12 protein-coding genes, 1 tRNA gene and 1 pseudogene are annotated in these 14,870 nt (G+C 46.2%); 9 read left to right on the top strand and 5 right to left on the bottom strand.

Annotated features, from left to right (window positions below; translation table 11 throughout):
* The first annotated feature begins 42 nt into the window (after window positions 1-42).
* On the top strand, window positions 43-3,786 hold the full coding sequence (locus DXN04_RS08610) for a DEAD/DEAH box helicase (protein WP_116852924.1): 3,744 nt from the start codon (window positions 43-45) through the stop codon (window positions 3,784-3,786).
* Here DXN04_RS08610 and DXN04_RS08605 read toward each other — a convergent pair.
* Both DXN04_RS08605 and DXN04_RS08600 read right to left on the bottom strand, forming a co-directional pair.
* Window positions 3,783-4,328 (bottom strand): metalloprotease family protein, encoded by a 546-nt coding sequence (locus DXN04_RS08605; RefSeq protein WP_233525543.1) that lies wholly within the window; start codon window positions 4,326-4,328, stop codon window positions 3,783-3,785. The genes DXN04_RS08610 and DXN04_RS08605 overlap by 4 nt on opposite strands.
* Window positions 4,325-5,281, bottom strand: a complete 957-nt coding sequence (locus tag DXN04_RS08600) for a tetratricopeptide repeat protein (protein ID WP_116852922.1) — start codon at window positions 5,279-5,281, stop codon at window positions 4,325-4,327. Before DXN04_RS08600 ends, DXN04_RS08605 begins: the two co-directional genes overlap by 4 nt.
* 165 nt (window positions 5,282-5,446) lie before the next feature.
* On the opposite strand from DXN04_RS08600, the gene DXN04_RS08595 reads away from it, so the two are divergent.
* Window positions 5,447-6,148 carry a porin family protein gene (locus tag DXN04_RS08595; protein WP_116852921.1) on the top strand — a complete coding sequence of 234 codons (702 nt, stop codon included), beginning with the start codon at window positions 5,447-5,449 and terminating at the stop codon, window positions 6,146-6,148.
* Between the two features lie 68 nt (window positions 6,149-6,216).
* Here the strand turns inward: DXN04_RS08595 and DXN04_RS08590 are convergent, their stop codons facing one another.
* Both DXN04_RS08590 and DXN04_RS08585 read right to left on the bottom strand, forming a co-directional pair.
* A complete protein-coding gene (locus DXN04_RS08590) occupies window positions 6,217-6,993 on the bottom strand; it encodes an enoyl-CoA hydratase-related protein (protein ID WP_116852919.1) in 777 nt (258 codons plus the stop codon).
* A gap of 82 nt (window positions 6,994-7,075) precedes the next feature.
* Window positions 7,076-9,082, bottom strand: coding sequence for a S9 family peptidase (locus tag DXN04_RS08585; RefSeq protein WP_116852918.1), 2,007 nt, complete (start codon window positions 9,080-9,082; stop codon window positions 7,076-7,078).
* 84 nt (window positions 9,083-9,166) lie between these two features.
* On the opposite strand from DXN04_RS08585, the gene hflX reads away from it, so the two are divergent.
* The 6 genes and pseudogenes from hflX to DXN04_RS08555 all read left to right on the top strand — a co-directional run bounded on the left by hflX (window position 9,167) and on the right by DXN04_RS08555 (window position 13,618).
* Window positions 9,167-10,360, top strand: coding sequence for a GTPase HflX (gene hflX, locus DXN04_RS08580; protein WP_116852917.1), 1,194 nt, complete (start codon window positions 9,167-9,169; stop codon window positions 10,358-10,360).
* Window positions 10,361-10,362: 2 nt separating this feature from the next.
* Complete coding sequence (locus tag DXN04_RS08575; RefSeq protein ID WP_116852915.1) at window positions 10,363-10,701, top strand: Rieske (2Fe-2S) protein; 339 nt, start codon at window positions 10,363-10,365, stop codon at window positions 10,699-10,701.
* Between the two features lie 173 nt (window positions 10,702-10,874).
* Window positions 10,875-12,452, top strand: coding sequence for an ArnT family glycosyltransferase (locus tag DXN04_RS08570; protein WP_233525542.1), 1,578 nt, complete (start codon window positions 10,875-10,877; stop codon window positions 12,450-12,452).
* 66 nt (window positions 12,453-12,518) lie between these two features.
* Window positions 12,519-12,592 (top strand) — tRNA-Asn (locus DXN04_RS08565).
* A 115-nt stretch (window positions 12,593-12,707) separates the two neighbouring features.
* Entirely contained in the window at window positions 12,708-13,019 is a 312-nt protein-coding gene (locus DXN04_RS35755; RefSeq protein ID WP_394337836.1) for a DUF6922 domain-containing protein, read from the top strand.
* Window positions 12,974-13,618, top strand: a pseudogene (locus DXN04_RS08555) (nucleotidyl transferase AbiEii/AbiGii toxin family protein). Before DXN04_RS35755 ends, DXN04_RS08555 begins: the two are co-directional and overlap by 46 nt.
* A 95-nt stretch (window positions 13,619-13,713) precedes the next feature.
* Here the strand turns inward: DXN04_RS08555 and DXN04_RS08550 are convergent.
* Window positions 13,714-13,995: a hypothetical protein gene (locus DXN04_RS08550; RefSeq protein ID WP_116852911.1), complete on the bottom strand. Its 282-nt coding sequence runs from the start codon at window positions 13,993-13,995 to the stop codon at window positions 13,714-13,716.
* A gap of 176 nt (window positions 13,996-14,171) precedes the next feature.
* Here DXN04_RS08550 and DXN04_RS08545 point away from each other — a divergent pair, with 176 nt between their 5' ends.
* Complete coding sequence (locus DXN04_RS08545; RefSeq protein WP_116852909.1) at window positions 14,172-14,834, top strand: dihydrofolate reductase family protein; 663 nt, start codon at window positions 14,172-14,174, stop codon at window positions 14,832-14,834.
* The last annotated feature ends 36 nt before the right edge of the window (window positions 14,835-14,870 follow it).

Raw genomic sequence — 14,870 nt, 5'->3', positions numbered from 1 at the left:
TAACCCGCAAGTGGTCAGAATAAAATAAGGCAAACTGATACTATGTCGCTACCCCAGTTGCTCAAATATGTGTACAATAACGGAACCGATGAGGTAATCCGCAGGGGGAAACGCATATTTGCTACTGGTGGCGTGGAATTGATCGAGGCAGACCCTATCCTGAAATCGGCCACCTTTAGGGTGAAGAGCGATACCCACGCTAACTATTACCGCGTTTCCATCAACAAATATCATGAGACCAGCATCATGTCTGTGCGCTGTCAATGTCCCTACAACCTGGGAGACATTTGCCGCCATGAGGCTGCTGCTATGTTCCAGTTGCAGGAGATGCTGGATAAAAATCAGTTTGAAAATTTCGATACTTCGTATAACCAGCAGCATACGCTGGTGAAAATAAAGTCGATTGATATTAAGGCCCTGAAGCTCCTGACCTCCAATGACCTGTTCATGGAAGCAGAGAAACTGGCCAAACAAAGTAAAGCTATCAAGGTTCAGTCAGCCAAAGATGAGAAAGTAGAAGCGATTGTGAAGGAGAACGGTGTCGAATACCCTGTAATTCTGCAGCGGAATGAGGAACGCTTCTTCGACACCAGCTGTACCTGCGATGAGTCGGAACATGCCATCTGTAAGCACAAGACCGCCCTCTTCCTGAACCTGCTGAACAATAACGGACCTTACTATTTCGATAGCCTGCGTAACTGGGACAAGGAGAAAAACAAACTGCTTGCGCTGTATGGTTACTCCCTCAGTGATGACCTGGAAGGGAAATTCACCTTTGCCTATATGGAAGGGAAACCTTTCCTGCGGGTACTGGACCCCAGCATCAAGAGAGTGGATGGCCTGAATGCCGGCCGGCAGCCAGCTCCGCCCCCTCCTACTGAGACCGCGGCAGTAATCACGCATAGAGTAGGTGTGGTATTCAATGCCAACGATCCGCTGTATCCTTTCTTCAGGATCGACCTCGTAAGCGGAGAAGTAAACGATGAACAGGATGCCTTTGTATCGCTGGTGAATAAACTGGATCTGACCAAGTACGTAGATTTTTACCAATATAAAGAACAGGATCGCGATCTCATTACGCCTGTCCGCAAGGTACAGGGTACAGAGGTGAGCAAGTTCCTGAGCAAGAACTCCCCTTTTGCGGGCATCTGGGAAAACATTACCCATGATAATAATGAGTCGGCGCTGCCTACAGAAACCAAGGAGCTGATGCTGGAGTACCTGCATCCCAAGCTTGCCAAACTGTTTCCGCAGATAGCAGCCCATGGCTTATTGTTCCTGCTCCCTAACCGTCAGCCATTCAAAACCAAAAATCTCCAGCCCGTACAGCTGGCAGGCGAAAGGCTGCAGCCTATCTTCAAGACGCATGCCGGTAAGGATGCGATCGAGATTACCTGCCATGTATCTATACAGGGGGAACTGATGAGTGTATCGGACAATGAATGGGATAGCCCTATTCTGTTCCTGAAAAACAAAGTGCTGTACCTGTTCGAAAATCCTCAGGATGCGCTGCATGTAGAACTGTTCCGCGAACAGGGCCGCCTGCGCATACCAGCCGGGGAATGGAGTACTTACCTGAAAGATTACCTGTTGCCACTGAGCAAACAGTATAACATACAATTTGATCATACCCTGCTGGCTGAAGTAGATGATGTGGTGCCGGAGGCAAGGGTATTCCTGCGTGAAGTAGGTGAAACATTCATTATCCAGCCGGGCTTCGCCTATCACGGGCAGGAAGTGGAGTGGAATGACGATGCAAAAATCACCGTGCAGGAAGGAAATAAGGTGCTGATCATTCACCGTAACAAAGAGGCGGAACAGCAATTCGTGGAAAAGCTGGCCAGCCTGCATACCAGCTTCGCTACACCTACCAACAACAACTACTTCTTCCTGAGAGCAAAAGAAGCGCTGAAGAACAACTGGTTCTTCCTCTTCTTCGATGCCCTGAAGGAAATGAACGTACGTGTGTTCGGGTTTGAGAACCTGAAGAACTTTAAGTTCAGTGCCTACAAGCCGGTGACCAATTTACAGATCAGCTCTGGTATCGACTGGTTCGATGCACAGATCGAAGTGCTGTATGGAGACCAGAAGGTGAGCATCCGCGACATCAAGCATGCGCTGAACAACAAGCAGAACTATGTACAGCTGGCAGATGGCTCCCTGGGCCTGCTGCCGGAAGAATGGCTGAAAAAATACTCCCTGCTCTTCAAAATCGGGGAAGAAAAAGATAAGGGTGCGCTGAAACTGAGTAAGTACAACTTCAGCGTGATCGATGAGCTCTATGAGTTTATCGATGACGAAGCGATCCTGATGGAGCTGGAAAGCAAGCGTAAAAAGCTGCTGCAGTTTGACGAGATCCGGAATATCGAGCTGCCTTATAACCTGGAAGCGACCCTGCGTCCTTACCAGGAAAGCGGTTTCCAGTGGCTGAACTACCTGGATGAAGTGAAGTGGGGTGGGATCCTGGCAGATGATATGGGTCTTGGTAAGACGATCCAGGCGCTGACCTTTATCCAGCATTACAAGAACAAGAACGAAGGTAAATGCATGGCGCTGGTAGTATGTCCTACCACGCTGATCTATAACTGGGAGAATGAAATCAGGAAGTTTACCCCTTCCATGAGATATCATATTCACCATGGCCCTGCCCGACTGAAGGATGCAGAAACTTTACAACAATTCGATATCCTGATCACCACCTATGGTACCCTGCGCAGTGACATCACATTGCTGATGAAACTGGCGCTGGATTATGTAGTGCTGGATGAATCGCAGGCTATCAAGAACCCGCAGAGTAAGGTGACCAAGGCTGCACAACTGCTCAATACCCGCAACAAGCTGGCCCTGAGTGGTACCCCGATGCAGAACAACACCTTCGATATCTATGCCCAGATGAACTTCCTGAACCCGGGAATGCTGGGCAGCGTGGACTTCTTCCGCAATGAATTTGCCACACCCATTGACAAGTTCCAGGACGAAGAGCGCAAGGATCACCTGCGTAAACTGATCTATCCTTTCATACTGCGCCGTACCAAGGAGCAGGTAGCGAAAGATCTGCCTGAGAAAATAGAGACCGTGATCTTCTGTGAAATGGATGCGGAGCAACGCCATATTTATGATGCGTACCGCAACTCTTACCGCAGCAAGATCCTGGGTGTGATAGAAGACCAGGGTATGGAGCGTTCCCAGCTCACCATCCTGCAAGGCCTGATGAAGCTGCGCCAGATCTGCGACTCTCCTGCTATCCTGAATGAAGCAGAACAATATCCGAATCACTCCGTGAAATTGCATGAGCTGACCCGTGAGATGTCGGAAAACATCAGTAATCACAAGGTGCTGATCTTCTCCCAGTTCCTCGGTATGCTGGGACTGATCCGGGAAAAGCTGCAGCATATGAAAGTTCAGTTTGAGTACTTCGATGGTAGCACCAGCACCAGCGAGCGTGAAAGAGCGATCCAGAATTTCCAGAACAATGAAGAATGCCGTGTATTCCTCATCTCACTCAAAGCGGGTGGTGTGGGTCTGAACCTCACTGCGGCAGACTATGTATATATCGTAGACCCCTGGTGGAACCCGGCAGTAGAGCAACAGGCGATAGACCGTACACACCGTATCGGGCAAACGAAAAATATCTTTGCTTACCGCATGATCTGTAAGGATACCGTAGAGGAAAAAATCCTTCAGTTGCAGGAGCGTAAGAAATCGCTGGTGAAAGAAATCATTGCAGACGATAGTGGCTTTATCAAGAAGCTGACAAAAGAGGATGTATTGTACCTCTTCAGCTAGCAATAATTAGCCAGCATTTTAATAATCAGCACTGGTACGCCAAACGCTATTCCCATTCCATACAATAAATTTAACCAGAACATGGAGCCTGCTGCGCCCAGGTAGATCAATGCTACAATGGGTACGGTGAGAACTTTGAGCCACATGGGCGTGTTTTCACCATGCCAGATGGTTTCCCACATTACCTTGGCATCGGTGATGCTGGGGAAGGCGTGCATCGCGATAGAGAAACCGAAATACAGCATTACGAAGTCGAGGAAGTTGCCCTCTCCAAGAATAAATACGGGAACAGCTGCAGGAAAGGCGATTGCCAATCCCAATAAGGTATTGATAAAAAATGGTCCGATACAGATGAACAGCTGGTGAACAGGATTGCGTACTGGTTCATGCTTTACATATCCTGCCGGGTCGGCCATCTGGAAATATTTCACATCAAATACTGCTACGCCGAAGATCCGGCAGAATAACTGGTGCGCGAATTCGTGTACAACGATACCTGGGAAGGTGATGAGGGCGATATATATACCGGGTACAAAGATCATAAGGTCCTGAGATTAATGTGTTGGGTGATGATGCGATTGAGGGAATCGGCAGGGTGATAGGAATCGGTAGCCAGACCATCCATTTTGCGGAGGGCTTCCCTGGCACCTGCTATATCATTGTTGTAATACCTGGCTACGCCGAGGGTGAACAGGTTGGTGCTGTTAAGTGGTTCTAATTTGTCAGCTTGTTCTGCCAGTGCCAGTGCTTCTTTGTCTTTATTCAGCATGAGCTGTACAATCGCTTTTTCTGCGAGGGCGGCTGATTGCTGGTGATTATAGGATAGTGTGCGGTTGATTTCGGATAGTGCTTCAGTGTATTTCTTTTCCTGTCTCAGACAGGCAGAGAGGAGGCGGGAAGCGAACCAGTTTGTAGGGTTTTTATGGATGATTATTTTTAACAGGCTGTCAGCTTCAGTAAAGCGCTTATCTAAGAAATACATAGCTGCGGTGCCCAATTCTTCACTTTGTTCTTTGTTTTTAAGCCACATTTCCCTCACGCTTTCCACTTCTTCTTCCAGGCCGGGATTGATTTTATAATCCGGTTTAGCATCCAGTTGCGCTAAAAGCGCGGTGGTTTGTTCAGTATTATCGTTGAAAAAATAGGCTTTGAGCAGGTGTACTTTTGATTTTTCATGCTCTGGGTACAGGCGGAGTATGTGATAGAATGCTGCCTGGGCGGAAATAAACTCCCTGTTATCGGCAAAGTCAAGTCCTTTTTCATAGGTGATGGCTGCTTTGAACTGCTCCCGGAATTTATAGACAGAAAAGGCGAAGAGGATGGCTAAGCCAATAGCTCCAAGTACGATGTTTCTGCTTAACGGGTAGCGGCTAAATCGTTTCCGGCAGGCTTTACACAACTTCACCTGGTAGCCGGGTTCATAATCCGGGCTATTGCATTGAAAACAGGCATCAGGTATTTCCTGTTCCTCTTCAGCAGGGGCATTCTCGATCATAGGTGTCTAAACAAATTAAGCTGCAAAAGTTATAGATTATAATTCATTTTACAAAAAGGGGGCTCTGGAAGGGTAATGAGATTTTTGGGAATATTTTAACCCTTTGTTTTATTCCTATTCCATTAAATTTGCCTAATATTCTTTTTCAAGACTTTATACTTAAACATGAAGAAAATATTCTTTACGCTTGGATTACTGGGGCTTTCTTACGGAATTTTTGCCCAGGACAACCCTGCCAGCACAATGGTTTCGGCAAAAGCAAAGAGTGCGGCACAGCATTCCAAGGATTTTCTGGTAGTCGAATTGGGTTATGTTGGTTTGTCCGGCACAGGTGCCGGTAACCTTGATACCAAGTTTAACCGGACCCTCAATGTTGCCCTGATGTACGATATTCCGCTGACAGGAAGTAATTTTAGCCTGGCTCCCGGTCTTGGTATAGGGAATGATAACTATATCTTCAATAACATGGTTCTGGACATCACTAACACGACTGCACCTACCAGGACTGCTACTGATGCGTATAAAAAGTCTAAACTGGCGACTACCTACCTGGAGATCCCATTGGAACTGCGTTTCCGCCAGGTACCAGATAATGCGAACAAAGGTTTCAAAGCGGCGCTTGGTCTGAAAGTAGGTTATCTGCTGAATGCACATACCCGTACTGTTGGTAACCTGACTGGGTTCAAAGTGATTGAAAAAGAAAGTAGTAAGTATTGGTTCAATACCTTCCGTTTTGCGGGTACTGCAAGAATTGGATATGGTAACTGGGCTTTGTTTGGTACTTATGCGCTGAACGGCTTATTCAAGGATAACAATACATATGCTGTAAATGCTTACTCCTTTGGGATTAGCGTGAGTGGTCTGTAATTGTATCTGACATGATATTATTGTAGCGGTCTGGCCTTTGGTCAGACCGCTATGTGTTTTTATGTGGTTTATTGACCTGTAAAGACGGGCTTTCTTTTTTCGATGAATGCCCTGATTCCCTCTTTATTATCCGCAGTTTTACCGGCGATCTCCTGGCAATATGCTTCGTAATCCAGTACAGCATCCAGGTCTTCAGTCATGCCTTTGGTCAGCATTTTCTTTAACAATGCAATGGCTTTGGTAGGTGCATTGGCATAAAACAATGCTTCTTCCTGCACGGCCTGATCCAGCTCCTCTCCTTTCACGACTTTATTGACGAGTCCCAGTTCCTTTGCTTCGGTGGCAGAGAGTTTAGTGGCTTTGGTAGCCAGTTCAAAAGCCCTGTGATAGCCTACAGTACGGGGCAGGAAATAAGATGACCCGGAGTCCAGCACCAGCGCAATATTGATAAAGATCTCGATCAGCGAAGCGGTTTCGCTGGCTATGATCAGGTCGCAGGCCAATGCCAGGGAGCATCCGGCACCGGCGGCCACGCCATTGAGTTTGCAGATGACAGGTTTGGGCATATTGCGGATAGCCCGTATTATGGGGTTATAGCGTTTATGCAGTGATTCACTCAGCTTACGGTCGCCTGCATCCATGGCCGCTTTCAGGTCCTGGCCGCTACAGAAGGCTTTGCCCGCACCGGTGAGTATTACAGCTCTTACCAGCGGATCTTTTTCCACCTGCTTCAGGGCATCCTGCAGCTCATAGCTTTGTTCATCATTAAATGCGTTGTAAACGTCGGGGCGATTAAGTGTAATGGTAGCGATGTTGTCTTGTACGTGGAGATGGATTGTATTCATTGGGGGTAATTTTAAACAGAAGAGGTTGTACCGGAAATAAATTGAGATTCCCTCAAATTACTTTTGGTACAACCTCATTTCATTATAAAGTTTCGGAGAGCCAGCTGAAGAATTCACGCTGCCATACCAAAGCGTTTTGCGGCTTTAGCACCCAGTGGTTTTCCTCAGGGAAGTAGAGCAGTTTGCTCTTGATACCTTTCAGTTGTGCGAGCTGGAAGGCTTGTAAACCCTGTTCGATAGGAACGCGGAAGTCTATACCGCCCTGGATGATAAGGATGGGAGTATTCCATTTGTTCGCATACTCACTTGGGTTGAATTGTTTGTAAGCATTTGCATTTGCCGGATCGAAGTAAGCTCCGATATCCCAGTTGGCAAAGAACAGTTCTTCGGTAGTACCATACCAGCTTTTCAGGTCAAAGAGACCATCGTGGGCGATGAAGGTTTTGAAGCGGTTTTCATGAACGCCGGCCAGCATATATACAGAGTAGCCGCCATAGCTGGCACCGACAGCACCGAGCCGGCTCTTGTCTACATAAGGTTCCCTGCTTACGTCGTCGATAGCGCTCAGGTAGTCACGGATGGGCTGACCGCCCCAGTCTTTACTGATACTTGCATTCCATTCCACACCATGACCAGGCATACCACGGCGGTTAGGTGCTACGATGATATAGCCCTGGGAAGCCATGAGCTGGAAGTTCCAGCGGTAGGAATAGAACTGGGATACAGCAGATTGAGGACCACCCTGGCAATAGAGCAGGGTTGGATATTTCTTATTAGGATCGAAGTTAGGCGGATAGATCACCCAGCTCAGCATATCCTTGTTGTCCGTAGTTTTGGTCCAGCGTTTTTCTATTTTACACATAGCAGTGTTGTCATAGATAGCTTTGTTGACACTGGTGAGCGGAGTGACAGTACCTTTGGGCAGTGCTACAGTAAAGAGTTCTGCGGCATGGTTCATATCGGTACGGGCTACTACCAGGGTATTGCCGGCCTGGCCTACGATAGCGGAGATGTCGAAGTCGCCGGTGGTGACCTGGCGGATGGCTTTGGAGCTCAGGGTGAGTTCGTGCAGGTGTTCAGTGCCTTTGATCACTGCAAGGAAGTAGAGCTGTTTACCATCTTTGCTCCATTTGAAAGATGCAACGGTATTATCCCAGTCTTTGGTCAGATTGGTTTTGGTACCGGTGTTGCGGTCCAGGAGGGTGATGTCGTTTTTATCGGATTCATAACCGTCGTGAGCCATGGAGAGCCATGCGAGGGACTTGCCGTCCGGGCTGAAAGCCGGGCTCAAATCGTAACCTTTGTTAGCCTCAGAGAGGTTTTTGGTGGTTTTGTCAGCGAGGTTATATTCGTAAATGTCGGTGTTGGTACTGAGGGCGTATTCTTTGCCGACCTTTTTCTTGGTGACATAGATGATGCTCTTGCTATCAGGGCTCCAGATCATATCTTCAGCGCCGCCGAAGGGCATGGTAGGGCAATCGTATGGTTCGCCCTGCATGATATCGACAGGGGTACCGATTTTACCATCTTCGTATGTAGCGTAGAATACGTGCTGGAAGTTGCCATCCTCCCAGGTATCCCAGTGGCGATAGTTCAGGTTATCGTAGATCTGCACGTTTGATTTAGGCAGGTCTGCGTAGTGGTCTGCGCCACTTATTTTCTGCATTTTTACTTCTTTGGAGAAGAGGATGTATTTACCATCGGGAGAGATGCGGATGTTTGACAGGGATTCTTCGCCGTGTGTTTTTTGTGTAGGGTTGCTGCCATCGCTGTTCATTTCCCACCATTGACCTTTCAGGGAATAGCCGATTTTGTTGCCAGGCAGGATGCTTACATCTCCTTCGCCTCCGGGGGAGGTGGTGAGTTGTTTGGCTGTGCCACCGGTCAGGGGAATGGACCAGAGATTTTTCTCGCCTTTGTTGTCAGCGATGTTATAGTTTGTTACCCCAAAAATTACAGACTTTCCATCTGCCGTAACTGATTCCCCGCTCACTCTGCCCAGTTGCCAGAGCCGTTCAGGTGTCATTTTCTCCTGGGCCATTGCCATAGTTGTGATGAATAGTGATGTTAACAAAAAAGGTTTATGCATGTTCAGATTTTGTTTGGACGCTAAAAGTATGGAAAAATGTTAGTCTGAGGGCTTTTCTTACCTTTGCTAAAATTATTATAGACATTGATTGAGAAAAAACAAATTGTTGAGCAGGAAGAGCGGGTGGTAATAGTGGGATTGATCCATAAGGAGCAAAACAACGAGCGCCAGGTACAGGAGTACCTGGATGAGCTGGTGTTCCTGGCGGAGACGGCCGGCGCTGTGACTGTGAAAAGGTTTACCCAAAAGCTGCAGCACCCTGACAGAGCAACTTTCGTAGGAAAGGGAAAGCTGGAAGAAATAAGAGATTTTGTACAAGGTAGAAACATCAACCTGGTCATCTTCGATGATGAACTGACTGGTTCCCAGATATCTAATATACAGGACGTATTAAAAATCAAGGTCATTGACCGTAGTGACCTGATCCTGGATATTTTCGCCCGCAGGGCCCGTACTGCCCAGGCAAAGGTACAGGTGGAGCTGGCTCAGTACCAGTACATCCTGCCAAGACTGAGAGGTATGTGGAGTCACCTGGAAAGACAGGGTGGTGGTATAGGTAGCCGTGGTCCGGGTGAAACGGAGATAGAAACGGACCGCCGTATTGTGAAGGATAAGATCTCCTTGTTGCGCAAGAGACTGGCTGAGATTGATAAACAGGCACTTACGCAGCGTAAGGATCGTGGGGAGTTCATTCGTGTAGCGCTGGTGGGATATACCAACGTGGGTAAGAGTACCATCATGAATACGCTGAGTAAGAGTGAGGTATTTGCAGAGAATAAGTTGTTTGCTACCCTGGATACGACTACCCGTAAGGTGGTATTTGACCAGACACCGTTCCTGCTGAGTGATACGGTAGGGTTTATCCGCAAGCTGCCTCACCACCTGGTGGAGAGTTTTAAGTCTACGCTGGATGAGGTGAGGGAGAGTGATATCCTGCTGCATGTGGTAGATATTTCCCATCCGCAATATGAAGACCAGGTAGAAGTGGTGAACCGTACCCTGCATGAGCTGAAAGCTTTTGACAAGCCGACGATCATGATCTTTAACAAGATGGATCTGTATGAGAAGAATACCTTCGATAAGTGGCTGGCAGATGATGTGAAGCAGGATATCCTGAATCAGCTGAAGACGGATTGGGAGACCCGGACACAGGGGAACTGTGTGTTCATTTCTGCATTGGAGAGGACGAACCTGGAGGAGCTGCGGAAGACGATTATGGAGAAGGTGGCACAGCTGTACAGGGAGCGTTATCCTTACAAATCTGAATTCTTTTATTAATTATGGCGAAGACGTATACATGGCACCGGTTTTCCGATCCGGGTATTGGTGAAAAGGATCTGACAGTGCTGGAGGTGGAGGGAAAGAAGATCTCTTTTACGAGGTATGAGGGTGCTTTGTATGCGTTTGCTTATAAATGTCCGCATGCGAGTGGGATCATGGTGGATGGTTGGGTAGATGAGGATGGGAATGTGGTATGTCCGTTGCACAGGTACCGGTTTAGTGTGAAGAATGGGCGGAATACGAGTGGTGAGGGGTATTTTTTGAAGACCTATCCGATAGAGCAGCGGGAGGATGGATTGTATCTGGGGCTGGAGAAGACGGGGTTGTTTGGATGGTGATTTGTGGAGGTAGTTTGTTGTTTGGGATGCAACAATGGATGCATGGATGATGGTACCCGGATGGGTAAAGGGTGTTTCTGCCCGGACGGGGTAAAGGGTATTTCTGCCCGGACAGGGTGTTAAATTTCTATTAAAGACCTTGCTATTTAGCGTCAGCGATGTAATCTTTGCGCATGTCTGATAACTTCTCTGAGAAGAAGATAAGTTGGTGGATTATAGGCCTGCTTATCTTTATGCACATTACAGGATTGTCTGTTACGATCATGGAGCCCGATGGCGCATTGTATGCTGGTATTGCGAAGTATATGGTGCAGCATCATGATTATCTGAATTTGTTTGCGGATGGTCATGATTGGCTGGACAAACCTCACTTTCCTTTCTGGATGATGGCTTTCAGCTATCAGATTTTCGGTATAAATACCTTTGCTTATAAGTTGCCTGCCTTTCTATTTTTGATGATGGGGGTATACTTTACGTATCGTTTTGCCTTTGATCTGTATGGGGATAAGGTAGCGCGGTGGTCTGTATGTATCTTACTGACGGCGGAGCACCTGGTGATTTCCAGTACGGATGTGAGGGCGGAGCCTTATTTGACCGGTCTGATCATAGGGGCTGTTTACTTTTTGTATAAGCGGCGTTTGTTGTTGGGGGCTTTGTTTACGGCTTGTGCGGTGATGACGAAGGGGCCGTTTGCGTTAGTACCGGTGGGGTGTGCGATAGCGGGGCAGTATATTTTTACGAAGCAGTGGAAGGAGTTGTTTCATTATCGCTGGTTGATAGTGGGGGTATTGGTGTTGGTGTTTATTACGCCGGAGTTGTATGCTTTGTACAGGCAGTTTGATGCGCATCCGGAGAAGGTGGTGTTTGGGCGGACGGGGGTATCTGGTATCAGATTCTTCTTTTGGGATAGCCAGTTTGGACGGTTTATGAATACGGGGCCGATCAAGGGATCGGGGGATCCTTTGTTCTTTTTCCATACGGTATTATGGGCGTTTTTGCCCTGGTCGGTGATGTTGTATGCGGCGGTGATACAGTTTATCAGGAAGCGGAAGGTGGCGGTGGAGTTTTATTGTATCAGTGGGGCGTTGAGTACGTTTTTGTTATTTAGTTTATCGAAGTTCCAGTTGCCGCATTATCTGAATATCATTTTCCCATTTTTTGCGATTCTCACGGCGCAGTATATACTTACGCTAAATAAGCCTCGATTTTTTATTATCACGCAGCAGGTGATCATGGGTGTCATGGCAGTGGCGATAGCGGGATTATGGGCTTTATACAGGCCTCAGGTCAATTATGTGTTTGTAGGGTTGATGGCGGGTGTGGTGGTATTATTTTTTGTGGTGAAGGTGGAGAAAGTATTTTTCAGGGTATGTTTGATGTCAGTGTTATTAAATTTGTTTTTGAACGGGTTGTTTTATCCGGATGTGTTGGGGTATCAGAGTGGGAGTTCGGCGGCGTTTTATGCAAATGAGCAATTGCGTGGAGGGGCGGTGTGTATGTACAGGGAGAACTCTTATGCGTTTAATTTTTACCTGGATGCGCCGGTGTTGAGGTCGGATACGTTGATGCAGCCGCCGGTGTTGTTGTATACGACGAGGGAGGCGGTGGATAGTTTAGAGGTGCAGGGGCATGATTGTGAGGTATTGAAGTCTTTTCCGAGGTTTCCGGTGACGAAGCTGGATGGGGAGTTTGTAAATTTTTCAACGCGGAGAGGTGCTGTGGGAGAGAGATTGTTGGTTTTGGTAAAATAATTTTGAAAAATATTTTGCAGAAATAAAAGATTGTCTATCTTTGCAATCCCGAAACGGGAAAAACACTCCTCCTTAGCTCAGTTGGTTAGAGCATCTGACTGTTAATCAGAGGGTCGCTGGTTCAAGTCCAGCAGGGGGAGCGAAAATAGAAGGCTTGCAGAAATGCAAGCCTTTTTTGTTTTTGGTGCATATCAACTAGTACTATAGTCCTGGGACTATGATATTAGTCTTCCCTGTTTTTAGTATATTTGGATAGTGCAAACGAATTCTAACATAGCGAAACCTTCATTGTCCCGTAGAGCTTTCTGGGATGTAGATCTGAAACGATTAGACTTTGATCGTTATCCAGAATTTACAGTTGTGAGAGCCATGGAAAGAGGAACTTCAAATGATATTAGAGAAGTTATTCGCTATTATGGCAGGCAGAAAGTACAAACTATTCTTACCAATTCAGAACGCCTTCTGCCACGGGCACAAGTTATATCACGTAGACTTTTCCACCTTCACAATAGTGATTTTAAATGCTCTACCGGAACACAACGAGCGAGGAACTTTTCAATGTTTTAAGCCGGTTGATGAGTTTGCCTGAATTGTCTGATTTTAGATTAGTTGGGGGCACGGCTCTAAGTTTGTTAAGAGGACACAGGGAATCTGTGGACATTGATATGTTTTGTGATGGCCCTTATGAGGAGATTCCGTTTGATTATATATTGTAGGTGCTAAAATTACAATTCCGATATGTAGAAGATATAAGTCCGTTTATTGGATTGGTAAACAACCGTGGATTTAATCTATTTATTGGAAATGATGAAGAAACAGCTATTAAGACAGATTTACTGTATTGGGATGCACCTTTTTTATTTCCGCCAATAGAAGAAGAAGGAGTCAGATTAGCCACTATTGAGGATATTGCGGCAATGAAATTGGACACAATTTCACGGGGAGGACGTAAGAAGGATTTCTGGGACTTATCGGAGATTCTTGAAACGAATAAAATTTCTGACCTATTAGAAATTTATAAGAAGAAGTATCCATGGTTTGAAGTTGAAGATGTTCTTAAAGGACTATCTGATTTTACCATTGCCGATCAAATGCCCGATCCGATATGTTATAAGAAAAAGGATTGGGAGGAAATTAAGGACGAACTTCGACGACTTACAATTTGATAAATAATTGAAAGCCGTTCAAAAATTGGTTAGATAATTGTCCCTTTAGGGGAGCGAAAAAGGGAAGGCTTGCAGAGATGCAGGCCTTTTTTGTTTTATGGCAACTTTTGCGCTTTAATGTCAATTTCTATATTTCTTAAAATTGCAAGCTCCAACTGATCATTACATTCGATAACAAGGCCTGTGAAAGAAATGCCGGATACCGTTATTCCCTTTTCCATATCAAGAATCTTCAACACCAATTCATCCGTTGCAGTTTTAATGCTTATAAAATTGCCCACAGCAATATTACCTTCAAGCAGATTTCCTACCAATATCTCCTTTTGCTGCTTATTCCTGAAAGCTTCTGTTATCTTAAATTTCCCGATTGTATGCATTTTGTGAATTCACTGTAAGATTTATAAAATCGCCCTTCATTATAGTAAAATAATGAGCTTAAGAGGCAATGTTAGAGTTCTCAGTCGTTGTCGCAACCAGCCAGTATAATTGTCGTACCCCTACCCCATCCTTTTTATCGAAGCAACTTACTTTTAGGGTAATAAAAAAATAAGCTATGCGAAAGATAATTGTAACCACATTCCTGACCATGGATGGTGTATTGCAGGCACCCGGCGGACCTGATGAAGATCCTACCAACGGATTCATATGGGGCGGCTGGCAGTTCGGATATTCCGATGAACTGTTGAGGGATACCCTAATGAAAATCATGAATAATCCATTCGACCTCTTGCTGGGACGGCGCACCTACGAAATATTTGCTGCTTACTGGCCTTATAATGCCGATAATCCAATTGGTGAGAAATTCAATCGTATCAATAAGTACGTTGTAGCGACTACACCTATTGATACTTCCTGGGCGCATTCTATATTGATCAGTACTGATGTGGTCAATGAACTGAAAAAACTGAAGGAACAGGATGGCCCGGATTTATTGGTACACGGTAGCGGCCGCCTGATACAAACCTTATTTGAAAATCACCTGGTAGATGTGTTATATACCTTTACTTACCCGCTTACCTTAGGGAAAGGAAAGAAATTGTTTGCAGAAGGAACGACCGCGCAGCAATGGAAAATGACGGAGTCAGCGATCTCACCTTCCGGGGTAATTATGGCGGCCTATGTGCCTGATGGAGAAGTTCGGATTGGCTCTTATGTATCCAATGAAACGAGTGAGGCGGAAATAAAAAGAAGAGAAAAATGGCGGAAGGGAGAATAGACTATCGGATCACTACGTTGAATTACTGATCATTCT

Origin of the sequence: Chitinophaga silvisoli (assembly GCF_003412465.1) — a bacterium.
Classification (GTDB): Bacteria; Bacteroidota; Bacteroidia; order Chitinophagales; family Chitinophagaceae; genus Chitinophaga; species Chitinophaga silvisoli.
The sequence above is the reverse complement of the archived record's forward strand: the minus strand, read 5'-3'. Positions and strand labels throughout refer to the sequence as shown.

Bases quoted from the DNA above. Each gene is read 5' to 3' on its own strand.
- DXN04_RS08610 (WP_116852924.1), top strand. From the start codon at position 43: ATGTCGCTACCCCAGTTGCTCAAATATGTGTACAATAACGGAACCGAT.
- DXN04_RS08605 (WP_233525543.1), bottom strand. From the start codon at position 4,328: ATGATCTTTGTACCCGGTATATATATCGCCCTCATCACCTTCCCAGGT.
- DXN04_RS08600 (WP_116852922.1), bottom strand. From the start codon at position 5,281: ATGATCGAGAATGCCCCTGCTGAAGAGGAACAGGAAATACCTGATGCC.
- DXN04_RS08595 (WP_116852921.1), top strand. From the start codon at position 5,447: ATGAAGAAAATATTCTTTACGCTTGGATTACTGGGGCTTTCTTACGGA.
- DXN04_RS08590 (WP_116852919.1), bottom strand. From the start codon at position 6,993: ATGAATACAATCCATCTCCACGTACAAGACAACATCGCTACCATTACA.
- DXN04_RS08585 (WP_116852918.1), bottom strand. From the start codon at position 9,082: ATGCATAAACCTTTTTTGTTAACATCACTATTCATCACAACTATGGCA.
- DXN04_RS08575 (WP_116852915.1), top strand. From the start codon at position 10,363: ATGGCGAAGACGTATACATGGCACCGGTTTTCCGATCCGGGTATTGGT.
- DXN04_RS08570 (WP_233525542.1), top strand. From the start codon at position 10,875: ATGTCTGATAACTTCTCTGAGAAGAAGATAAGTTGGTGGATTATAGGC.
- DXN04_RS08550 (WP_116852911.1), bottom strand. From the start codon at position 13,995: ATGCATACAATCGGGAAATTTAAGATAACAGAAGCTTTCAGGAATAAG.
- DXN04_RS08545 (WP_116852909.1), top strand. From the start codon at position 14,172: ATGCGAAAGATAATTGTAACCACATTCCTGACCATGGATGGTGTATTG.